At 60.8% G+C, this 23044-nt stretch carries 21 protein-coding genes and 1 pseudogene; 8 read left to right on the top strand and 14 right to left on the bottom strand.

The features are described from left to right. Positions 1–18: 18 nt before the first annotated feature. The 8 genes from hisI (at position 19) to H097_RS21070 (ending at position 7074) form a co-directional block, all read left to right on the top strand. Complete coding sequence (gene hisI, locus H097_RS21035; RefSeq protein WP_029296001.1) at positions 19–411, top strand: phosphoribosyl-AMP cyclohydrolase; 393 nt, start codon at positions 19–21, stop codon at positions 409–411. A 2-nt stretch (positions 412–413) separates the two neighbouring features. Then, positions 414–746, top strand: coding sequence for a phosphoribosyl-ATP diphosphatase (locus tag H097_RS21040; RefSeq protein ID WP_003187881.1), 333 nt, complete (start codon positions 414–416; stop codon positions 744–746). 28 nt (positions 747–774) lie between these two features. After that, positions 775–1050, top strand: a complete 276-nt coding sequence (locus H097_RS21045; protein ID WP_032862239.1) for a twin-arginine translocase TatA/TatE family subunit — start codon at positions 775–777, stop codon at positions 1048–1050. 10 nt (positions 1051–1060) lie between these two features. After that, complete coding sequence (gene tatB / locus H097_RS21050; RefSeq protein WP_032862240.1) at positions 1061–1462, top strand: Sec-independent protein translocase protein TatB; 402 nt, start codon at positions 1061–1063, stop codon at positions 1460–1462. Continuing rightward, positions 1459–2250 carry a twin-arginine translocase subunit TatC gene (tatC, locus tag H097_RS21055; protein WP_032862241.1) on the top strand — a complete coding sequence of 264 codons (792 nt, stop codon included), beginning with the start codon at positions 1459–1461 and terminating at the stop codon, positions 2248–2250. The genes tatB and tatC overlap by 4 nt, the downstream gene beginning before the upstream one ends. After that, positions 2247–2954: a 16S rRNA (uracil(1498)-N(3))-methyltransferase gene (locus H097_RS21060; protein WP_032862242.1), complete on the top strand. Its 708-nt coding sequence runs from the start codon at positions 2247–2249 to the stop codon at positions 2952–2954. Before tatC ends, H097_RS21060 begins: the two co-directional genes overlap by 4 nt. Before the next feature lie 108 nt (positions 2955–3062). Next, a complete protein-coding gene (locus H097_RS21065) occupies positions 3063–4979 on the top strand; it encodes a methyl-accepting chemotaxis protein (RefSeq protein WP_032862243.1) in 1917 nt (638 codons plus the stop codon). 187 nt (positions 4980–5166) lie between these two features. After that, positions 5167–7074 carry a methyl-accepting chemotaxis protein gene (locus H097_RS21070; protein ID WP_032862244.1) on the top strand — a complete coding sequence of 636 codons (1908 nt, stop codon included), beginning with the start codon at positions 5167–5169 and terminating at the stop codon, positions 7072–7074. 15 nt (positions 7075–7089) lie between these two features. On the opposite strand, the gene H097_RS21075 is transcribed toward H097_RS21070, so the two are convergent. The 14 genes and pseudogenes from H097_RS21075 to hutH form a co-directional block, all read right to left on the bottom strand. Beyond that, positions 7090–7824: an amino acid ABC transporter ATP-binding protein gene (locus H097_RS21075; RefSeq protein WP_029295984.1), complete on the bottom strand. Its 735-nt coding sequence runs from the start codon at positions 7822–7824 to the stop codon at positions 7090–7092. After that, positions 7817–8776 (bottom strand): amino acid ABC transporter permease, encoded by a 960-nt coding sequence (locus H097_RS21080; protein ID WP_032862245.1) that lies wholly within the window; start codon positions 8774–8776, stop codon positions 7817–7819. The genes H097_RS21075 and H097_RS21080 overlap by 8 nt, the downstream gene beginning before the upstream one ends. A 128-nt stretch (positions 8777–8904) precedes the next feature. Then, positions 8905–9702, bottom strand: a complete 798-nt coding sequence (locus H097_RS21085; RefSeq protein WP_032862246.1) for a transporter substrate-binding domain-containing protein — start codon at positions 9700–9702, stop codon at positions 8905–8907. 222 nt (positions 9703–9924) lie between these two features. Then, on the bottom strand, positions 9925–10725 hold the full coding sequence (locus H097_RS21090; RefSeq protein ID WP_032862247.1) for a transporter substrate-binding domain-containing protein: 801 nt from the start codon (positions 10723–10725) through the stop codon (positions 9925–9927). A gap of 229 nt (positions 10726–10954) precedes the next feature. Further along, complete coding sequence (gene mdoH / locus H097_RS21095) at positions 10955–13525, bottom strand: glucans biosynthesis glucosyltransferase MdoH (RefSeq protein ID WP_032862248.1); 2571 nt, start codon at positions 13523–13525, stop codon at positions 10955–10957. Continuing rightward, positions 13518–15254: a glucan biosynthesis protein G gene (locus tag H097_RS21100; RefSeq protein ID WP_032862346.1), complete on the bottom strand. Its 1737-nt coding sequence runs from the start codon at positions 15252–15254 to the stop codon at positions 13518–13520. Before H097_RS21100 ends, mdoH begins: the two co-directional genes overlap by 8 nt. A 267-nt stretch (positions 15255–15521) precedes the next feature. After that, complete coding sequence (dtd, locus tag H097_RS21105; protein WP_032862249.1) at positions 15522–15959, bottom strand: D-aminoacyl-tRNA deacylase; 438 nt, start codon at positions 15957–15959, stop codon at positions 15522–15524. Beyond that, positions 15956–16927 (bottom strand): prolyl aminopeptidase, encoded by a 972-nt coding sequence (gene pip, locus H097_RS21110; protein ID WP_032862250.1) that lies wholly within the window; start codon positions 16925–16927, stop codon positions 15956–15958. The genes dtd and pip overlap by 4 nt, the downstream gene beginning before the upstream one ends. 319 nt (positions 16928–17246) lie before the next feature. Beyond that, positions 17247–17612: a hypothetical protein gene (locus tag H097_RS21115; protein ID WP_050593422.1), complete on the bottom strand. Its 366-nt coding sequence runs from the start codon at positions 17610–17612 to the stop codon at positions 17247–17249. Between the two features lie 280 nt (positions 17613–17892). Beyond that, entirely contained in the window at positions 17893–18693 is an 801-nt protein-coding gene (gene hutG / locus H097_RS21120) for an N-formylglutamate deformylase (protein ID WP_032862251.1), read from the bottom strand. 13 nt (positions 18694–18706) lie between these two features. Beyond that, positions 18707–19912: an imidazolonepropionase gene (gene hutI, locus H097_RS21125; RefSeq protein ID WP_032862252.1), complete on the bottom strand. Its 1206-nt coding sequence runs from the start codon at positions 19910–19912 to the stop codon at positions 18707–18709. 17 nt (positions 19913–19929) lie between these two features. Next, positions 19930–21339: an amino acid permease gene (locus tag H097_RS21130; RefSeq protein WP_032862253.1), complete on the bottom strand. Its 1410-nt coding sequence runs from the start codon at positions 21337–21339 to the stop codon at positions 19930–19932. Between the two features lie 44 nt (positions 21340–21383). Further along, positions 21384–21470: pseudogene (locus tag H097_RS28890) on the bottom strand (outer membrane lipoprotein carrier protein LolA); the annotation flags it as partial. 26 nt (positions 21471–21496) lie between these two features. Next, positions 21497–23035 carry a histidine ammonia-lyase gene (gene hutH, locus H097_RS21135; RefSeq protein WP_090292776.1) on the bottom strand — a complete coding sequence of 513 codons (1539 nt, stop codon included), beginning with the start codon at positions 23033–23035 and terminating at the stop codon, positions 21497–21499. Positions 23036–23044 lie beyond the last annotated feature (9 nt).

Raw genomic sequence — 23044 nt, forward strand, 5'->3', positions numbered from 1 at the left:
CGGTTGTCGGAGTCGAAGATGAAAGACTGGCTGGACGAGATCAAATGGGACAGCGACGGCCTGGTGCCGGCCATTGCCCAGGACCACAAGACCGGGCGCATCCTGATGATGGCCTGGATGAACCGCGAGGCCTTGAGCCTGACTGCCGCTGAGCAGCGTGCCATCTACTGGTCACGTTCCCGTGGCAAACTGTGGCGCAAGGGCGAAGAGTCCGGGCATGTGCAAAAACTGCATGAAATGCGCCTGGATTGCGACGCTGATGTGATCGTGCTGATGGTCGAGCAGATCGGCGACATCGCCTGCCATACCGGCCGTCACAGCTGCTTCTACCGCGTGTTCGAGAACGGCGCATGGAAAACCGTCGAGCCGGTGCTCAAAGACCCGCACGCTATTTACTCGGCAGGACATTGAACATGAGCGATACCCTGAACCGTGTGGCCCAGGTGCTGGAGGACCGCAAAGGTGCGGACGCCGACAGCTCTTATGTCGCCAGCCTGTACCACAAGGGCCTGAACAAGATTCTGGAAAAACTCGGCGAAGAATCCGTCGAGACCATCATCGCCGCCAAGGATGCGCAAATCAGCGGCGATTACAGCGATGTAATCTATGAGACCGCCGACTTGTGGTTCCATAGCCTGGTCATGCTCGCCCAACTGGGGCAGCACCCACAGGCCGTACTGGATGAACTGGACCGTCGCTTCGGCTTGTCCGGGCACGCCGAAAAGGCCTCGCGCCCGTCCGCCTGAATAACTTTTTGACTTGAGGAAGTGCAGCATGGGCATTTTTGACTGGAAACACTGGGTTGTTATTCTCGTCGTGGTCGTACTGGTGTTCGGCACCAAGAAACTGAAAAACCTGGGCACTGACGTCGGCGAATCCATCAAGGGCTTTCGCAAGGCCATGAACGACGACGAAAAACCGGCCGACACCGCCAACCCGGTGCCACCGGCGCAGCCTGTACACCCGCAGGCCGCACAGCCGATCACTGAACGTCGCACCTTCGACGTGCAGGCCGAGAAAGTCGAAGAGCCGTCCCGCAAAGACTCGTGAGCACTGACTAATGTTTGGTATCAGCTTCTCTGAACTGCTGCTCGTCGGCCTCGTCGCCTTGCTGGTGCTGGGCCCCGAACGCCTGCCTGGCGCGGCACGCACGGCCGGCCTGTGGGTCGGGCGCCTGAAACGCAGTTTCAACGCCATCAAGCAGGAAGTTGAACGGGAAATCGGCGCCGACGAAATCCGCCGGCAGTTGCACAACGAACACATTCTGTCCCTGGAGCAGGAAGCGCGAAAAATCCTCTCGCCCCAGCAACAGGCGCCGAGACCCGTTGAGCCGGTGGCCGAACAGAGCATTGCGCCAGTGGTTGAACCCGCAGCGCCCGCCGCACCCTCGACAGAACCGGCACCGGCGCCCACCGCGTCGCCCGCGCCCCACGATCCTACATTGCCGCCGCGAGCCCCATGAGCGCTGATAAACCGGAAAACGACCAGCATATGCCGCTGGTCTCGCACCTCACCGAGTTGCGCACCCGCCTGCTGCGGTGTGTCGCGGCGATCTTCGTCATCTTCGCCGGGTTGTTTGCCTTCACCCAGCAGATCTACACCTTCGTCTCCACGCCGCTGCGCGAGTACCTGCCGGTAGGCGCGACGATGATCGCCACCGACGTGTCCTCGCCGTTCCTCACGCCGCTCAAGCTGACGATGATGGTTTCGCTGTTTTTGGCGATCCCGGTGATCCTGCACCAGATCTGGGGCTTTATCGCGCCAGGCCTGTACAAGCATGAAAAACGCATCGCCGTGCCGCTGCTGGTGTCGAGCATCATGCTGTTCTACACCGGCATGGCGTTCGCCTACTTCCTGGTGTTCCCACTGATCTTCAAATTCTTCGCCGCCGCCACCCCGGCCGGTGTGGAGATGATGACCGACATCACCAGCTACCTCGACTTCGTGATGACGCTGTTCTTCGCCTTTGGCGTGGCCTTCGAGATTCCGGTGGCAGTGGTGCTGCTGGTATGGATCGGCGTGGTCGACGTCAAATACCTGCGCAAGATCCGCCCGTACGTGATCATCGGCTGCTTTGTGGTCGGCATGATCCTGACTCCGCCGGACATCTTCTCGCAAACCCTGCTGGCCGTGCCGATGTGGATGCTGTTTGAAGTCGGCATCCTGTTTGGCAGCCTGGTGAGCAAGCGTGGCGAGCACCCGGATGACCAACCCGCCGACGACGACCAGCCGCCAGCGACGCAACCGTGAACCTGCTGCTACTGGAAGAGGCCGACTTTATTGCGGCCGACCGGGTGATCCTGCGTGACCGGCGCCTGGTGCACATGCAGGAAGTCCATCGCGCGGTGGTCGGCGACAGCCTGCGTGTCGGGCGCATTGGCGGGCTGATGGGCAATGCCCAGTTGCTACGCCTGGACGCCGGCGAAGCCGAGTTGCAAATCAGCCTCGACCAGCCGCCACCGGTAAAACTGCCGCTGACCCTGCTGCTGGCCCTGCCGCGCCCGAAAATGCTGCGCCGGGTATTGCAGACCGTAGCCTCCATGGGCGTACCGCGGGTAGTGCTGGTCAACAGCTACAGGGTTGAAAAAAGCTTCTGGCAGACTCCGTTCCTGGAACCTGAAGCGGTTCGCGAACAACTGATCCTCGGCCTGGAACAGGCGCGCGATACCGTGCTGCCCGAAATCATCATCGAAAAGCGCTTCAAACCCTTCGTCGAAGACCGCCTGCCCGCCCTGGCCCAGGGCACCCTTGGCCTGGTTGGGCATCCCGGCGATCACCCGCCCTGCCCACGCGGCCTCGATGAACCGGTGACCCTGGCCATCGGCCCCGAGGGTGGCTGGATTCCCTACGAAGTGGACTTGCTGGCCAAGGCCGGCTTGCAGCCGGTGCAACTGGGCGCGCGGATCCTGCGAGTAGAAACCGCCGTCACCGCCCTGCTAGCCCGCCTCTTCTGACCAAACTGAGATCTCCTGTAGGAGCGAGCTTGCTCGCTCCTACAGAATCGCGTTGACGTGCCGATAGCCTTTGAATAAGTCCAAGCCTTGTTCAGGGGAGTTCACCGCATGTACCGTTGGCTAGCTGAAAAACTGGGAAATGTAAGCGTCAATCGCAAGCTGAGCATGGGCTTTGGCCTGGTATTGGTCCTCACGCTCCTGATCACGTTCACCGGCTGGACGGGCCTGAGCGGCGTGATCAGCCGTGGCGACAAACTGGGCTTTATTTCCAGCCTAAATGAACTGACCAAAGACCTGCGCCAGGCCCGCCTGGACTATGAAATGCGTCGTGGCGAACAAGGCCCGGGACTGGTCAACGAGCTAATGGACAAGCTCGACAGCGGCCTGAAAACCGCACGCAGCCAGATCGAGCAGCCGGCCGATGTCGCCATGATCGACGAGCAACTGGCCGCCGTCGCCAAGTACAAACAGTCCTTCAGCGCCATGGTCCAGGCCGGCGCCCACCGCGAAGATGCCCGCAGCAAACTCGGCGCCACAGCTGACAACGCCGTTGCACGGGTCTCGGAAATCGAAAAAAACCTGCTGCAAGGTGACAGCGTCAGCCAATTCAACAGCGTGATCGACTTGAGCAAGTTGATCCAACAGGCACGCTTCCAGGTGCGCGGCTACACCTACAGCGCCAAGGCCGAAGCCGAACAGCCGGCCCTGGACGCCATCGCCAATGCCCTGAAGAACGCCGACAGCCTGCGCAGTCAACTGCCGGAGCAATACAGCGCCAACCTGCAAGAGGCCAGCGACTCCCTCAAGGCCTACCTTGCCGCTGTCAGCCAGTTCCGCGACTCCCAGGTGGCCAGCGCTGCGGCCCTCAAGGCCATGGCCGAACAAGGCGACCTGCTGTTCGATCACAGCAAGAAACTCACTGTTTCGCAAACCGTGGTCCGTGACAACGATGCCGCACAAGCCAAGCAACTGCTGATCCTGGCGACCGCCCTGGCCCTGGCTTTCGGCTTGTTCGCCGCCTGGGCGATTACCCGGCAGATCGTGATCCCATTGAGCCAGACCCTCAAGGTCGCCGAGCGCGTCGCCGCTGGTGATCTGACCCACGACCTGGTGTCGCAACGCCAGGACGAACTGGGCCAACTGCAGCGCGCCATGCAAAGCATGACCATGGGCCTGCGCGACCTGATCGGCGGGATCAGCGACGGCGTGACCCAAATCGCCAGCGCCGCCGAAGAGTTGTCGGCGGTGACCGAACAGACCAGCGCCGGGGTCAACAGCCAGAAGGTCGAGACCGACCAGGTGGCCACCGCAATGAACGAAATGGCCGCCACTGTGCAGGAAGTGGCGCGCAATGCCGAGGAAGCCTCCGAGGCTGCCGTCGCCGCCGACCAACAGGCCCGTGAAGGTGACAGGGTGGTCGGCGAAGCCATCGCCCAGATCGAACGCCTGGCCGGTGAAGTCGGCAACTCCACCGAGGCCATGGGCCATCTCAAGCGCGAAAGCGACAAGATCGGCAGTGTGCTGGACGTGATCAAGTCCGTGGCCCAGCAAACCAACCTGCTGGCCCTCAACGCCGCCATTGAAGCGGCGCGTGCCGGGGAGGCCGGACGTGGGTTCGCGGTGGTGGCCGATGAAGTACGCAGCTTGGCGCAACGCACGCAAAAGTCCACCGAGGAAATCGAAGAGTTGATCGTCGGCCTGCAAAGCGGGACCCAGCAGGTCGCTACCATCATGGACAACAGCCGGGACCTTACCGACAGCAGTGTCGAACTGACCCGCCGTGCTGGCCATGCCCTGGAAAACATCACTCGCACGGTCTCGGCGATCCAGGCGATGAACCAGCAGATCGCGACCGCCGCCGAGCAGCAGAGCGCCGTGGCCGAAGAGATCAACCGCAGTGTGTTGAACGTACGTGATGTGTCCGAGCAGACCGCTGCGGCCAGTGAAGAGACCGCCGCCTCCAGTACCGAACTGGCACGCCTGGGTACCCATCTGCAGACGCTGGTTGGCCGCTTCCGGGTCTGAGGCCTGCCCTTCGCGGCGATCCGTCCGGGTCGCCGCTTGCAGCTTGTGAAATTTCCTACATGTTTTTCAGTCCTTGATCAGTACGCCTGGCGCCCAAGGGAACTAGCGTTCAAATGGATTTAATGTGTCCACGCCCGTCGGCGCCCCGGCACGTTGAACTCCTTTGCGCACTTGCCGGAGGTTGGCCATGCTTCGTCGAATGACTCAACTGCTGGGTAACGCCAGTGTCACCCTCAAACTGGTCCTGGGTTTTGCCTTGGTGCTGGCCCTGAGCCTTGTGATTGCCCTGACCGGTTGGCAGGCCCTCGCCGCCTCGCTCTACCGTTCACAGACCTTGACCGTTCTCGCACAACTGGCGGTCACCGGCGAAGAACTACGGGCCGACCGAATCGTTTATCGCACCCTTGACGATGAGGTCAGCCTCAACAAACTGAGCCTGTCCATGGGGAAGATCGACGGGTATCTGGCCGAGCTTTCGAACCGCCTCAAAGTGGCGAAACCTCTGCAGTACTTGCAAAGCATGGCCAGCTTTTCCGGCCAGTTCAAAACCACACTCAAGGATGTGCCATCGCTGGTCAAACAACGGGAAACTGCCCGCGAGCAACTCAAACAAAGCTCTGTGCGCACCAGTGACGTCCTGGCGCAATTGGCCAGCGACCTGCCAGATCAGGAGGACGAAAAAGCCCTCGATGCCGTCGAAAACCTGCGCTTGGCTATCGAACAGGCCGAAGACCGTGCCCTGAGCCCGGCCTGGGCCGCCAGCAGCCTGGATGCCTATGCCCAGGCCGTCAGCGACGCGGAGCGCAGCCTTGAACTTGCCCAGGCGGCCGTGGAGAAGCTGCCCGTGGACAGCAGCGCATTGAGAAATGCCGTACTCAGCATCCGGACACACCTGACACGCCTGCGGGACACCCAGCTTACGACCGAGGGCGCGCAAAACCAGCTGGAGCAGCAGTTGGACCAACTGCTGGCTCAAAGTGACCTGCTCAGCCAGGACCAGACCCAGCGCCGCGACCGGGAGGCCGAGCAAGCCCATACCCAGACCCTCGCCATTACCGCTGCGGCCTTGCTCTTCGGCGCCCTGGCCGCCTGGGTAATCGCCGGGCAGATCGTCAAGCCACTGCGCCGGGCACTGGCAGTGGCCAATCGCATTGCCGATGGCGACCTGAGCCACGACGTGCAGACCCCGCGCCGGGATGAGCTGGGCCAGTTGCAATGCAGCATGGCGCAAATGACTTTGAACCTGCGGGGGCTGATTGGCAGCATCAGTGACAATGCCCGGCAAATCGCCAGCGCCGCCGAGGAGCTCTCCTCCGTCACCGAGCAAACCCGGGCGGGCGTCAGCAATCAGCGCGACGAAACCGAACAGGTGGCGACCGCCATGAACCAGATGCTCGCCACCGCCCAGGAAGTCGCCCGGCATGCCGAGCAGGCCTCGATTGCCGCCAATCAAGCCAATCAGCAGACCGAACTGGGCGACCAGGTGGTGACGGATGCGGTGGCGCATATTGAACATCTGGCCCACGAAATGGCGCGCTCAAGCCAGGCAATGCTAGGCCTGCAACGGGAAAGCCAGAAAATCGGCAGTGTGCTGGAGGTGATCAAGTCGGTGTCCCAGCAGACCAACCTGCTGGCCCTCAATGCGGCGATCGAGGCGGCACGTGCAGGTGAAGCTGGTCGAGGGTTCGCAGTGGTTGCTGACGAAGTGCGCAGCCTTGCCCAGCGCACCCAACAGTCCGCCGAGGAAATCGAAGAACTGATTGGCGGGCTGCACAGCGGCACGCAACAAGTCGCGGATATCATGGACAACAGCCGCACCTTGACCGATCGCAGCGTCGGCCTGACGCGCAACGCTGGGGACGCCCTGACAGAAATCGCACGTACCGTGCTGGTCATCCAGGAAATGAATCCACAGATCGCCGCCGCCGCAGAGGAGCAAAGTGCGGTGGCCGAGGAGATCAATCGCAGCGTGTTGAAAGTCAGGGACGTGTCGGAGCAAACCGCCGCTGCCAGTGAACAGACGGCGGCGGCGAGCATTGAATTGGCACGCTTGGGAGCGGATCTTCAGCGGTACGTGGGCAAGTTCAAGGTATGAACCTGCCCAGGTGCCTTACAGAACCTGGCGCAAAAACGCCTGTGCCCGTGGGTCCTTCGGCGAGTCGAAGAACTGCGCGGGCGCAGCATCTTCCAACAGTTTGCCGTGATCGAAAAACAGCACCCGATCCGCCACTTCCCGGGCAAAGCCCATTTCATGGGTCACGCAGACCATGGTCATGCCTTCCAGGGCCAGGGTTTTCATGACGTCGAGCACTTCGCCGACCATTTCCGGGTCCAGCGCCGAGGTGGGCTCGTCAAACAGCATGACCTTGGGTTCCATCGCCAACGCCCGGGCAATCGCCACGCGCTGTTGCTGGCCACCGGAAAGCCTGGACGGAAACTCGTTGGCTTTCTGCGCAATGCCGACCTTCTCCAGCAACGCCAGGGCCTTGGCCTCGCGCTCCTTCTTGCCACGCTTGCGCACCACTTTCTGCGCCAGGCACAGGTTTTCCAGCACGGTCATGTGGGGGAACAGGTTGAAGTGCTGGAACACCATGCCGACTTCCCGGCGATAGGCGTTCACATCGGTCTTGGGGTCGGCCAGTTGCAGGCCGTCGATGCTCACCGAACCGGAGTCGAACTCCTCCAGGCCGTTGAGGCAGCGCAGGAAGGTCGATTTTCCAGAACCGGACGGGCCGATCACTACCAGCACTTCGCCCTTGGCCACCTGGGTGGTGACGTGATCCACCGCGCGGACCACATGCCCACGAGTATCGAAGACTTTTACCAGATCGCGGACTTCAATCACTTTGCGCGAGCCTCCGCTCAAGCCGGCTGGCCATTTTCGACAGCGGCAGGTTGATCAGCAGGTACAGGCCTGCGACACAGAACAGGATTTCAAACGGCGAGAACGAGGTGGTGATGACCTCGCGACCGCTCTTGAGCAGCTCGGTAATGGCGATCACCGACACCAGCGAAGTGTCCTTGACCAGGCTGATAAATTGCCCGGCCAACGGCGGCAGCACGCGTTTGAAGGCCTGCGGCAGCACCACATGACGCATCGACTGGCTGGCGCTCAAGCCCAGGGACCGGGCAGCTTCGCCTTGGCCACGGGCAATCGACTGCACACCGGCACGCACGATTTCTGCCACATAGGCGCCGGTAAACAGCGACAGCGCGGCGATGCCGGCAAACTCACGGGACAGGTTCAGCACCGTGCCGATAAAGAAATAGAAGATGAATATCTGCACCAATAGCGGCGTGCCGCGTACCAGTTCGACGTAGATCGTCGACAGATCGCGCAAGGTCGGGTTATTCGACAAACGACACAGGCCGGTTGCCAGGCCGATGAACAAGCCCAAGACCCCCGAGACCAGCGACAGCCACAGGGTGGTCCACAAGCCCCACATCAACGGGCCCAGCGCCCAATGCCGAGTCACGCCGATCACATCGCCTTCGGCCACATCGTCGCCACGGGCCACTTGCAGGCTGTTTTCGGCCACCGTCAGGTGCTGCTCGGCGCCAGCGTCGTTGCGCAAGGTAACTTCAGCAACGTCGCCTTTGCGCACCAACTCGACCACGGTGGAAATATCTGCCGCCCGCTTGGATTCTTCAGCCTGATAGGCAAAGTATTGCGGCACGCGGTTCCAGCGCCATTCGTAGGACATCAGCGAGGTGGCGTAGTACAACGCGCCGGCCAGGCCGACCAGCACCAGCACGGTCAGCAGGTGCCAGGGCCATTGGGCTTTTTTCTGTTTCATTGCAGGTTCCGGGATTGATATCGCCTGTCAGGCCGCCATCGCGAGCAAGCCCGCTCCCACCTTGGAATACATTCCAAATGTGGGAGCGGGCTTGCTCGCGATAGGCGCGACTCGGTATTCAGACAGCCTTATTCCATGTCCTTGAGCCACTCGGAGCTCTTGAACCACTTGTCATGGATGCGATCGTAGGTGCCGTCGTTGCGGATCTGGTGCAGGAAGTTGTTGATGAAGTTGATGCTGTCGTAGTCGCCCTTCTTCAGACCGAATGCCAGAGGCTCGTAGGTGAAGGGTTCTTCGAGGTACACCAGCTTGCCATTGCCGACTTTTTTCTCGGCAACCACGTTGTACGGCGCGTCGTAGACAAAGGCGTCGGCCTTGCCGTTGACCACGTCAAGCACGCCTTCCTGTTCGTTGTCGTAGCCGTGGTACTTGGCCTTGGAGATCAGCTTCTTGGCCACCATCTCGCCGGTGGTGCCGAGTTTGGAGGTCAGGCGGTACTTCTCGTCATTCAGGTCTTTATAGGACTTGATGGTGCCTTCCAGTTCCTTGCGAATCAGCAGGGTCTGGCCAACCACGATGAAGGGTTCGCTGAAGTTCAGGCGCAGGTTGCGTTCCTGGGTCAGGGTCATGCCGCTGCCGATCATGTCGAACTTGCCGGTGAGGAAGGCCGGGATAATGCCGTCGTAACCGGTGGAGACCAGCTCCAGCTTGACGCCCATGGACTTGGCCATCGCCTTGAGCAGGTCGACTTCGAAACCAATGATTTCGCCGCGTTTGTTGGTCATCTCGAACGGCATGTAGGTCGGATCCATCCCGACTTTCAAGGTACCGCGCTTGACCGCTTCGTCAATCGCACCCGCCTGGGCCGTATTGACTGCCAGCAGGGCCGTCACGCCGAGCATCAGCATCGAAAGATACTTTTTCATCACCAAGTCCCCTGACTCATTTTATTTTGATGCAGGCCTTCGCATGGCCGCACTATTTCTTCGGGGAGCGATGCTAACCCACTCGCCCATCGGCACAAAGGTCTAGCCAGGATTTGTTGGCGGATATGACAGAAAAACCCCACATAAATCCAGGGAAAAGCGCTATTAGACGGTTTGCCATGGTGGCTGCTTACCTTGGAGTTATGTAAGCAGTTGTGACCATCATTCGATCTCCGACAGCCAGTCCGTGTCCCTGAACCACTTGTCATGCAACCGATCGTAGGTGCCATCCTGGGCAATTTGGTTGAGGAAGTGATTGATCCAGTTCAGGCTGTCGTAATCGCCCTTCTTCAGGCCAAACGCCAGGGGTTCATAGGTGAAGGGCTGCTCCAGGGCCAGCAGCGCGTGGTTTTGCGGCTTGGCCAGGGCAATCAGGTTATAGGGCGCATCGTGGATAAAGGCATCCATCCTGCCGCTGACCACCTGGCGTATGCCCTCCTCCGCCGTGGCAAAGCTGCGCAGTTGCGCAGCGCCCACAAAGCGTCGTGCCGCCGCCTCGCCCGTCGTGCCGTCGGTTGAGGCAATCCGATAGCCGGCCTCGTTCAAATCCTCAATGCTGCTGACTTTCCCGGCCAGGCGCGGGTGGAGCAGAACGGTCTGGCCGACGATGATGAATGAATCACTGAAATTGAGCTTGAGGTTGCGCTCCTGGGTCACGGTCATGCCGCTACCGATCATGTCGAACCGGTCGGCCAGCAGGCCCGGGATCAGTTCGGTATACGCCACTGGCACCCATTCCAGCGTCACCCCCAGGGCATCGCTCATGGCTTCGAGCAGATCAGCTTCAAAGCCGATGACACGCCCCTGCCTGTCAGTCATTTCAAAGGGCACGTAGTTGGGATCGGTCCCCACTTTCAGCACGCCACGCCGCACCGCCTCGTCAACGGCGCCTGCCTGTGCCATCTGCACCTGTACCAACGCGACAATGCCCAGCAACAGCATCGACCAGTAACCTTTGATCATGAAAAGCCCCTTTTTCGTTAAGCAGCCGCGCACCAGGCGTTGCGCGGCCAGCGCACACCAGAGGCGGTCGATTCAGATTTGGGGGGCGATCCTAACCCACTGACAGGCACGGCAATACGCCTTGAGCCAGGGTCTTTTGTATCGAAGTTAGAGGGGTAAAGCGCAAGCGACTGGCGCTGTAGGAAGGGCGTTTCAAGCGCCCCCGAGACAGCTCTCGGGGGCGTCTGAATCAGGCAGGTTGCGCCTGGGATGACAGCGGTTGCAACGGCAGCAACGGCGCATGCGGGTCGGACTTGACCGACTCACGCCAGGCGCCAAGCCACTCGGCATGCCCTTCGCCCCAGACTTGCTCATGCAAGCGCGCCAGGGCCACCGGGTCGCTGAGCAAGGCCACACGCTCATTGTTGTTGAGGCCGGCAGGGCCAACCTTCAACGCATGCCGCACACGCTCGGTACGCAGCCACTCGATCGGCTCCGCCTGGCCATGCCGGGAAGTCGCCAGGGCGCAGGCCAGGGCGTTCTGCTGCGGATCAACCACCGCCCGCACAAAACCGTCATTGAGTGCATGCCAACGGTTTTCATGGGTGTAGCGGTCGGTCGACAGCAACGCTTGCGGCGGGTTGTATTCCTCAGGAATCAGGAACAGGCTTTCGTCGCGAGACTTGAGGCCCAGCTTGACCCGGCTGGAGATCACCGAGACCGGGATCGACAGCATCAGCGAACCGACAATCGGCACCAGCCACCACAGGAAGCTGGGGTTCAACCACACCACCAGCAGTGCCCAGAAGAAGCCCAGCAAGGTCTGCGGGCCGTGGCGCTTGACCGCCTCGCTCCATGGCGTGGAGTCGTCGTCACGTTGCGGCGAGTTCCAGGTCGCGGCCCAGCCAAGGAACGCGGCCAGTACAAAACGGGTGTGGAAAATCATCCGCACCGGCGCCAGCAGCATGGAGAACAGCATCTCCAACAGCATCGACAAGGTCACCTTGAACTTGCCACCGAACTCTTTCGCACCCTTGGCCCAGATCAGGATGATGCTCAGCAACTTGGGCAGGAACAGCAGCACGATGGTGGTGGAGAACAGCGCCACCGCCTTGTCCGGATGCCATTGTGGCCACAGCGGGTACAACTGGCGGGGCGCCATGAAGTACTGCGGCTCCATCAGGGTATTGACCGCCAGCAAGGCCGTGGACAGCACCAGGAACAGGAACCACAACGGCGCCGACAGGTACGACATCACGCCAGTGAGGAACACCGCACGGTGTACCGGGTGCATGCCCTTGACCAGGAACAGGCGGAAGTTCATCAGGTTGCCGTGGCACCAGCGACGGTCTCGCTTGAGTTCGTCCAGCAGGTTGGGCGGCAATTCTTCGTAGCTGCCGGGCAAGTCGTAGGCAATCCACACACCCCAGCCGGCACGGCGCATCAGCGCAGCTTCAACAAAGTCGTGGGACAGGATGGAACCGGCAAACGCGCCTTTACCCGGCAATGGCGCCAGGGCGCAGTGCTCGATAAACGGCTTCATGCGGATGATCGCGTTGTGGCCCCAGTAGTGGGACTCACCCAACTGCCAGAAGTGCAGGCCAGCGGTGAACAGCGGGCCGTAGACGCGGGTAGCGAACTGCTGCATGCGTGCATACAGGGTGTCCATGCCCGAAGCCCGTGGCGCGGTCTGGATAATCCCCGCGTCCGGCGTGGCTTCCATCAGGCGCACCAGGCTGGTCAGGCATTCGCCGCTCATCACGCTGTCGGCGTCGAGGACCACCATGTACTTGTAGTCGCCGCCCCAGCGACGGCAGAAGTCGTCGAGGTTGCCGCTCTTGCGTTTGACGCGACGGCGACGGCGACGATAGAAGATCTTGCCAAAGCCACCGGCCTCGCGGCAGACATCAAGCCAGGCTTGCTGTTCGGCGATGCAGATATCGGCGTCGTTACTGTCGCTGAGCACGAAGAAATCGAAACGGTCCAGGTCGCCAGTGGCGGCCACCGATTCGAAGGTCGCGCGCAGGCCGGCAAACACCCGCGGCACATCTTCGTTGCAGATCGGCATCACCAACGCGGTACGGGCATCCTTGGGGATAGGCTCGTCGCCGGCGCTTTTCCCGGAAATACGGTATTTGTCATGGCCGGTGAGCAACTCAAGGAAGCCCATCAGCGCCGTCCAGAAACCCGCCGAAACCCAGCAGAACAGAATCCCGAACATGATCAGAATGCTGGTTTGCAGGGCGTACGGCAGCACCTGGGTGGCGGTTTGCAGCAGGGTCTGGTTGCGGATCTCGTCAAAGTCGACGAAGGACCAACCCTGGTAAGGCATGATGCCTTTCATGTACCAGCCCGCCACAATCGTCTGGCCGAGCATCAGCACCAGCAGGATATAGCGGCGGATCGAACCGACGGTGCGCCAGCGGGCAGCGGGCAGCACGCGCTCGTCTTTTTTCGGTTCCGGCGGATTGGTGCGACCCGTCAGCCGGCGCCAGCCGCGTACCAGGATATTGGTGCGCCAAGGCTCGGGCACCACTTTGGTGCGACGAATCGGCGGCGTGGCCTTCAGGCAAACCCGACCGCTGGCATCGAGCACCAGCATTTCGGCGTCTGCCAGTTCTTCGGCAGTGCTCAGGGTCAACCGACGGCCAACCGACGCCTGTGCAGCATCCACAGGCGCATCAAAAGTCGAGGACGACAGGCGCTCGTGCAGCTCGGAGAAGGACTTGCAGCCCGCCAGTTCGGCGCGCTGCTCGTCGGTCATCGGAAGATGCGCCAGGTACTCGGCAAGAGTCTCTGGCTGGGCTTGAGAGTTACTCATCGGCAGGCAACTGATTGCTCCAGGTTTCAGTCAGGACTTGTTCTGTCTTGACCGGTTCCGGGGTGGCTGGGGCAGCTTCTGGCTGCTTGTCTTGCTTGTCCTTGGCGTCTTTCTTGGCGTGCTTCTCGTGTTGCTTGGCCAAGACTTTGTCAGCCTTCAGGACTTGGGTGGAAACCTGCTCTGGCTCGCTCTTGACGATATCCTGGACCAGGGCCGCACGCATTTCGGTCGGTTTGCCCGCATCCTTGATCTTCAAGCGCAGGGTCAGGCGCCAGCCCTTGGTGTGCGGGTTGTAGCGCACGCTGTTTTCCACGACTTCGCCGTTTTCACCGACGCTGACCTGGCCGCGCACTGCTGCATCTGGCTTCAAGGCCTTGAGGGACGGGCCCTCGAAGTCCACCAGATAGGCCACGCTGCCATCTGGCTGGCGGATCAGGTTCGATTGTTTCACGTCACCGGTCGAACGCAGGGTCTGCTTGACCCAGGCGCTGTCTGGCGAGTGGAACGGTGCATCGTCCAGGGTCCAGTGCAGACGGTAGGCGACGTCCAGCGGCTCACCTGGCTTAGGCAGTTCGGCCGGGCTCCAGAACGCAACGATGTTGTCGTTGGTTTCATCGGCGGTCGGAATCTCTACCAGATCGACCGAACCCTTGCCCCAATCGCCTTCAGGCTCAATCCAGGCGCTTGGGCGCTTGTCGTAGTTGTCGTCGAGGTCTTCGTACTGGCTGAAGTTGCGACCACGCTGCAACAGGCCGAAACCACGCGGGTTTTCCACCGAGAAGTTGCTGACCGACAGGTGTTTAGGGTTGTTCAGCGGGCGCCAGATCCACTCGCCGTTACCGGCATGGATCGACAGGCCGCTGGAATCGTGCAGTTCGCGACGGTAGTTGAGGACCTTGGACGGCTGGTTGGCGCCGAACAGGAACATGCTGGTCAGCGGGGCAACGCCCAGCTTGCTGACCTTGTCGCGCAGGAACATCTGCGACTTGACGTCGACAATGGTGTCGGTGCCCGGGCGCAGGATCAGGCGATAAGCACCAGTGGCCCGTGGCGAGTCCAGCAGGGCAAAGATCACCAGGTGCTTGTCACCCGGCTTTGGACGCTCGATCCAGAACTCGGTGAAACGCGGGAACTCTTCGCCGGACGGCAGCGCGGTGTCGATTGCCATGCCACGGGCGGACAGGCCGTAGACCTGGTCCTTGCCCACAACGCGGAAATAGCTGGCGCCGAGCATGGTCATGATTTCGTCTTGCTTGTCGTCCTTGTTGATCGGGTACAGCACACGGAAACCGGCATAACCCAGCTGTTCGGTGGCTTTGGGATCGAACTTGACGTCACCGAAGTCGAAACGCGTCGGGTCGTACTTGATTTCCTTGACGTCGGTCGCGGTGACTTCGTTGATCTTCACCGGCGTATCGAAGTGCATGCCCTGGTGATAGAAGGACAGCTTGAACGGGGTTTTCTGATCGGCCCACTCGGCCTTTTCATTGCGGAAACGAATTTTCTGGTAGTCAGCGAACTTCATTTCGCGGAATTCGTTCGGCAGATTGCTGCGCGGGGCTTCGTATTTCTGCCCGGCCAGCTCTTTTGCCTTGGCCGACACATCGTCCAGACTGAATGCCCACAGTTGACCCGCGCCGAACAGGCAAAACAGGGCAGAGCCCGTTACCAGTGCGTTTCGCAACCGTTTGGCAGACAATTTTGGTGCATTACAGGGACTAACAATCACGAGCAACCCTCGCCGAAAACAGATCAAAAAACCAACGGCCAGCTATCTATATGCCAGGTTGGCGAGCATTGTTCCGACTCCGAAGGGGCTAAATGATTCCCCAACGGCACTCGGACAAGTCTCTACCTAAGTCAAAAATGGACCAATTTACGCTGATCCCCGTAGCGCGCGATTATCTAGTAGCCGGTGAGATAACGCAGCAGGGGCAGCGAAGTATTTGTAGCGAAAACTTGCGTTTTTGCGCATTAAAAGTCGTTTTTCATACAATCAGGTCTGCAAAAGGAAGGTGACCGGCCCGTCATTGACCAAATGCACCTGCATATCCGCGCCAAAACGCCCCGACGCCACAGTGCCATGCAATTGTTGCGCTTGTAACAACAAGTGCTCGAAAAGCGCCTCGCCCAGCGCCGGAGGAGCCGCCGTGGAGAAGCTGGGACGCAAGCCGCTCTTGGTATCGGCTGCCAGGGTGAACTGAGACACCAGCAGCAAACCGCCGCCAATGTCCTTCAACGACAGGTTCATCTTGCCCTCGTCGTCACTGAACACCCGATAGTTAAGCAGCTTATGCAACAGCTTGTCGGCACTGGCCACTGTATCTGAAGGCTCGACGGCTACCAGCACCAGCAAACCCTGGTCTATCGCACCGACCACTTCCCCCGCCACCTCGACCCGGGCACCGCGTACCCGCTGCAAAAGGCCTTTCATGCTTCTTCGGGTGGCAAATCAAGCAGGCGCCGTGCCATCTGGCTCGCCGCACGCACCAATGCATCAGTGATTCCGGGCTCGGAAGCCGCGTGCCCCGCCTCGCGGATCACCTGCAGTTCGCTGTTCGGCCAGGCTTGATGCAGTTCCCAGGCATTGTCCAGCGGGCAGATCATATCGTAGCGGCCATGCACGATGATGCCAGGCAGATGGGCGATCTTGTGCATGTCGCGAATCAGTTGGTTGGGCTCAAGGAATGAATTATTGGTGAAGTAGTGGCACTCGATGCGGGCAATCGACAGGGCACGCTGGGGTTCGGAAAAGCGCTCGATCAGTTGCGGGTTGGGACACAGGCCGAGCATGCGGCCTTCCCAGGTGGACCAGGCCTTGGCGGCATGCATCTGGGCGATCTGGTCGTTGCCGGTCAGGCGCTTGTGGTAGGCGCTGATCATGTCGTGGCGTTCTTCCACGGGGATTGGCGCGATGTAATCCTGCCAGTAGTCCGGGAACAAACGGCTCGCGCCGGCCTGGTAGAACCATTGAATGTCCTGGGGACGGGCCAGGAAGATGCCGCGTACGATCAGTCCATGCACGCGGTCGGGGTGGGTTTGCGCGTAGGCCAGGGCCAGGGTCGAACCCCAGGAGCCGCCGAACAGCACCCATTTTTCAATACCCAGGTGCTCGCGAATGCGCTCAAGGTCGGCCACCAGGTCCCAGGTGGTGTTGTTTTCCAGGTTGGCCCGCGGCGTGGAACGCCCGCAACCGCGCTGATCAAAGGTGACAATGCGGTACAGGTTGGGATCGAAATAGCAGCGGCTATTGGCATCGCACCCGGCACCCGGGCCGCCATGGATGAAGACAACGGGCAAACCTTGCGGGGAACCGCTTTCGTCGACATACAGCGTGTGGGTTTGGTCGACGGCCAGATCGTGCCGGGCGTAGGGTTTGATCTGCGGGTACAAAGTCTGCATTGCGCGCTCCGTAAGGGGTCGGTTCCATCCCTGGGGGGACGTCTATTATTTTGCCGTCTGGCATCATAAACCCGAATTGTGCAATGAGCATGTCCTTGAGGGCTTGGATCTGCGTCAGCGATTCGCCAGGAAGACTCACTGAACCACGTGTGGGAGCGGGCTTGCTCGCGATAGCGGCGTATCAGTCGACATATTTTTTGAACTGACAGACCGCTTTCGCGGGCAAGCCCGCTCCCACATTTGTTCTCCATTGTTTGATCTGGCGCGTACGAAGCAGGGTTTGAGGCCTGGGCAGCTGTAGATCCTTTGCGTCGTGTTATCAGCGCTTATTGAACAGCCGCTTTATGCCTCGCCACTGGGTCCGTTTGAGGTTTTCATCCAGAAGCCGACAGACCCACAGCAAGAACTGGTGGTTGTTACAACCGAAGTAATGCTCTGAAAAGCACAGTTCATAATCAAACGGTGCGGCATTGCGCAAGCGGCCAGATGTCAGGTTATTACGCAGGTAGCGGTGTATTTCCCGCTTGAGTAGCCAGACGCTGAGGCGGGAGTGAGCGTCAACATAGCCTTGCACAATGTCCTGCAAGGAAAAGGGCACAATTGCAGCTTCACCTTCCCTGCGCCACGCACCGACCCTCTCGCCCACTTCGCTATACATGAAACTCGTTAAACGTTCGTAAGCCATAACCGCCTCAGATAATCACAAAGGCAGTCAACACATACATCCTGAGACACCACAGACCATCCTTCTCTGATCATTAGGGCGCGCAGACTAGCAAGCACCGTGGCGTCATCTATGGCGGAAAGAGCATTAGGGAAATGACCTACTCGAATACCGGAACTATCTTAAGAGGCCAGCCCTTTCAATATCTTTGAAAAAGTAGCCGAAGTGGGCCAGTCAAACTCTATCTGGCTGACCCAACTCTATCGCGAGCAAACCCACACACATTTTGATCTTCATTGGCTCAGGTGTAGTGCTTCTGGCCCCAGGCCAGGAATCCTTGCAGCAACTGCTTCAACACCACCCGCGTCGGCTCGGCCAGATCTGCCCGATAACGGAACGGCTCGAACTCTTCCATATACGTGCACTGCCCCAGTTCCAGTTGCACCGCATGGATATCCTGCGCCGGGTTGCCGTAGTGCCGGGTGATATGCCCGCCCTTGAAACGCCCGTTCAGCACATGGCTGTATTGCGGATGAGTCGCGCAGATCGCTTCCAATTGGCTGGCCAACCCAGGGTCGCAGGCGGCGCCATTAAAGGTGCCGAGGTTGAAGTCCGGCAATTTGCCGTCGAACAGGTGCGGGATGACTGAGCGGATAGAATGCGCGTCGAACAGCAACGCGTAGCCAAACTCAGCCTTGAGCCGTGCCAGTTCGTGTTGCAGGGTCTGGTGATAGGGCGTCCAGATCTGCTCCAGGTAGGTCGCCCGTTCCTCTTTCGACGGCTCCTTGCCTTCGCTGAACAACGGCACACCCTCAAACAGCGTCGCTGGAAACAGGCCGGTGGTCGCGCCGACATACAGCGGCTTGTCGTCAGATGGCCGGTTCAGGTCGATCACAAACCGCGAATATTCGGCCGCCAGGGTGCTGGCGCCCAAGCCTTCGGCAAAGTCATACAACGTGGGGATATGCCAGTCGGTATCCGGCAGGCTTTGTGCCTCGGGGATCAAGCCGGCCTCGACCGCAGGCGTCAGGCGCAGGCCGGCGTGGGGCATGCTGATCAGCAGCGGCACACGACCTTGGTTGAAGTTCAGAACCTTATCCACAGCGGTACTCCTTTTACACGGTAACGTCGACGCCATGGCGCACGACGCGTTTATCCAACTCGCCGCCCAGCCAGTAGGCCAGGTCGGCAGGACGGTCGATCTGCCAGGCGACAAAATCCGCGACCTTGCCCACTTCCAGTGAGCCATGGGTGTCGCCCATGCCCAAGGCGGTCGCCGCATGTCGGGTGGCACCGGCCAGGGCTTCTTCCGGAGTCATGCGGAACAAGGTGCAGGCCATATTCAGCATCAGCCTTACCGACAACGCCGGCGAGGTGCCGGGGTTGAGGTCGCTGGCGATGGCGATCTTCACCCCGTGCTTGCGCAAGGCGTCCATCGGCGGCAATTGGGTTTCGCGCAGGAAGTAGAACGCTCCCGGCAGCAAGACCGCGACGGTACCGGCAGCAGCCATGGCGATGGCGTCTTCCTCGGTCATGAATTCCAGGTGATCCGCCGACAATGCGTGATACCGCGCAGCCAGGCTGGAGCCGTGCAGGGACGACAATTGCTCGGCGTGCAATTTCACCGGCAAGCCCAAACGCTGGGCGACCTTGAACACACGCTCGACCTGCTCGGTGGAAAACGCCAGGTATTCGCAGAACGCATCCACGGCATCCACCAGCCCTTCAGCAGCCAGGGCTGGCAGCATCTCGTTGCAGATATGCTCGATGTAGTCGTCGGCGCGATCCTTGTACTCCGGCGGTAACGCATGGGCTGCCAGGCAGGTGGCGCGCACGCTGACCGGCAGCTCCTCGCCCAGGCGCCGGGCCACGCGCAACATCTTGCGTTCGTTGGCCAGGTCCAGGCCGTAGCCGGACTTGATCTCCACCGTGGTCACACCGTCACGCAGCAGACTGCGCAGGCGCTGGCGGGCGCTGTCGAACAACTCGTCCTCGGTGGCTGCGCGAGTGGCGCGCACAGTGCTGGCAATGCCACCACCGGCCGCCGCGATCTCGGCGTAGCTCACGCCTTGCAGCCGTTGTTCGAACTCGCCACTGCGATTGCCGCCGAACACCGTATGGGTGTGGCAATCGATCAGCCCCGGCGTGACCCACGCCCCCTGCAGGTCATGAATCTGCCCATAGTTGCCGCTCTGCAGCTCGGCCCGAGGGCCGATCCATTCGATCAACGTGCCAGCCGTGACCATGGCGCCATCCTCGATGATCGAGTACGTGCCCTGGGCCATGGTTGCGATGTGGCAGTGGTGCCAAAGCGTTTTCATCAACGCCTCCCTTTAAGTTATCGGTGAGACAAAGCCGGGTCGTAATGAACCTTGGCAGCTTGCCCGGCTGCGGGCTTGACCCACAGCAGATAGGCGACGACCAGCAGCACAATCCACGCGGCGCCAACCAGCAACGCGGCCTGGGTGTCCGGGAAGTAGCCGAGTACGCCAAAAATAAACAGCATGAACACAATGGCCGCCGCCGGCGCGTAAGGCCAGAACGGTACCGGGAATTTCAGTTCGGCGACCTGCTCCTTGGTCATCGAGCGGCGCATCGCCACCTGGGTGACCAGGATCATCAGCCACACCCACACCGTGGCGAAGGTGGCAATCGAGGCAATCACCAGGAACACGTTTTCCGGGATCAGGTAGTTCAACACCACCCCGCCGAGCAGCGCCGCGCCCATTACCACTACGGTCATCCATGGCACGCCGTGGCGCGACAGTTGCGCAAAGCCCTTGGGCGCCTGCCCTTGCTGGGCCAGGCCGTACATCATGCGGCCTGCGCCGAAGATGTCACTGTTGATGGCCGAGACTGCCGCCGAGATCACCACGATATTAAGGATGGTCGCCGCCGAGCCAATCCCCAGGTTGCTGAATATCTGCACAAACGGGCTGCCCTGGCTGCCGATCTGCGGCCATGGGTAGATGGCCATCAGCACAAACAGGGTCAGCACGTAGAACAGCAGGATGCGCAGCGGCACCGCATTGATGGCCTTGGGGATAACCCGTTGCGGGTCCTTGGCTTCACCGGCGGTAATGCCGATGATCTCGATGCCGCCAAAAGCAAACATCACCACGGCAAAGGACGCGATCAGGCCGCCCACGCCATTGGGCATGAAGCCGCCATGGGCCCACAGGTTGCTCAACCCGCTGGCTGGCGCATCACCGGCCGAATGCACGCCAAACAGCATGATGCCGAAGCCGCCGAGGATCATCGCGACAATCGCCGCGACCTTGAGCAGTGACAGCCAGAACTCCATTTCGCCAAACACTTTGACGTTGCACAGGTTCAGCCCGCCGATCAGCAGGACAATCCCGAGTACCCAGACCCAGCGCGCGACTTCGGGAAACCAGAAGCCCATGTAGATGCCGAAGGCCGTGACGTCCGCCAGGCAGACGATGATCATTTCAAAGGCGTAGGTCCAGCCGAGGATGAAACCGGCCATCGGGCCCAGGTAGGTGCTGGCGTACTGACCGAACGAGCCGGAGACCGGATTGTGCACGGCCATCTCGCCAAGGGCGCGCATCACCATGAACACTGCGGCGCCACCGATCAGGTAGGCCAGCAGCACCGCCGGGCCAGCCATCTGGATGGCCGAGGCAGAACCGTAGAACAACCCGGTGCCGATCGCCGACCCCAGTGCCATGAAGCGAATATGGCGGGCGGTCAGTCCGCGTTTTAGACCTTGTGCTTGCTGGTGCATTGCTCGTCCCTAATTATTGTTATGCAGGGAAAAACGCTCCCCTTTGTAGGAGCGAGCTTGCTCGCGAAAAACCTGAGAACGCCACGGGGTGTCAGGTTTCCCGTGTCATCGTTAACGATTTTCGCGAGCAAGCTCGCGCCTACAGGGGGCCTTGTGGTTAGAAACTTGGCAGCAGCTTGGCGGGTACCAGCTCGTTGAGGCAGCGGCTGGCCAGCAGTTCACTGGCGGCATTGATATCCGGGGCGAAGAAGCGGTCCTTGTCATAGAACCCGACTTTGGCGCGCAGGATGCCGCGGGCTTTTTCCAGCTTCGGCGAGGTTTTCAAGCCATCGCGCAAATCCAGGCCCTGGCACGCGGCCAGCCATTCCACGGCGAGGATGCCACGGGTGTTCTCGGCCATTTCCCACAAACGCTTGCCAGCAGCCGGAGCCATGGACACGTGGTCTTCCTGGTTCGCCGAAGTGGGCAGGCTGTCGACGCTATGGGGATGGGACAACGCCTTGTTCTCGCTGGCCAGGGCCGCAGCCGTCACCTGGGCGATCATAAAGCCGGAGTTCACCCCGCCATTGCCCACCAAGAATGGCGGCAGTTGCGACATGTGCTTGTCCATCATCAACGAGATGCGGCGCTCGCTCAGGGAACCGATCTCGGCAATGGCCAGGGCCATGTTGTCAGCGGCCATCGCCACCGGTTCGGCGTGGAAGTTACCGCCGGAAATCACATCACCTTCGGTCGCAAACACCAGCGGGTTATCCGAGACCGCATTGGCTTCGACTACCAGCACTTCGGCCGCCTGGCGGAACTGGGTCAGGCAGGCGCCCATGACTTGTGGCTGGCAGCGCAGGGAGTACGGGTCTTGCACCTTGTCGCAGTTCTGGTGGGACTGGGACACCTGGCTGCTGTCACCCAACAGGTCGCGATAAGCGGCGGCGGAGTCGATCTGCCCACGCTGGCCACGGGCCGCGTGAATACGTGCATCAAACGGCGAGCGCGAGCCCAGCACCGCTTCCACGGTCAGGCCGCCACAAGCGATGGCTGCGGCGAACAGGTCTTCGCCTTCAAACAAACCGCGCAGGGCATAGGCAGTGGACACCTGGGTGCCGTTGAGCAGCGCCAGACCTTCCTTGGCGGCCAGGGTCAGTGGCGTCAGGCCGGCAATTTTCAGCGCCTCGGTCGCCTCCAGCCATTGACCCTTGTAGCGGGCCTTGCCTTCGCCCAGCAGCACCAGGGACATATGGGCCAGAGGCGCCAGGTCACCGGAAGCACCCACCGAACCCTTGAGCGGGATATGTGGGTAGACCTCGGCGTTGATCAGCGCGATCAGCGCATCGATCACCTGACGGCGAATCCCGGAAAAACCACGGCTCAGGCTGTTGACCTTGAGCACCATCACCAGACGCACCAGCGCGTCGCTGATCGGCTCGCCTACACCGGCGGCGTGGGACAGCACCAGCGAACGCTGGAGGTTTTCCAGGTCTTCACTGGCGATACGGGTCGAGGCCAGCAGGCCAAAACCGGTGTTGATGCCGTAGGCGGTGCGGTTCTCGGCGAGAATCTGCTCCACACAGGCCACACTGGCTTCGATCTGCGCCGTGGCGCTGTCATCCAGGCTGAGGGTCACCGGCTGCTGGTAGATGGCTCGCAGGTGGGCAAGGCTCAGTTGGCCTGGAATCAGATTTAGCGCAGTCACATTCATGCTCCTTTT

Origin of the sequence: Pseudomonas sp. FH4, assembly GCF_000510915.2 — a bacterium.
Lineage (GTDB): Bacteria > Pseudomonadota > Gammaproteobacteria > Pseudomonadales > Pseudomonadaceae > Aquipseudomonas > Aquipseudomonas brenneri.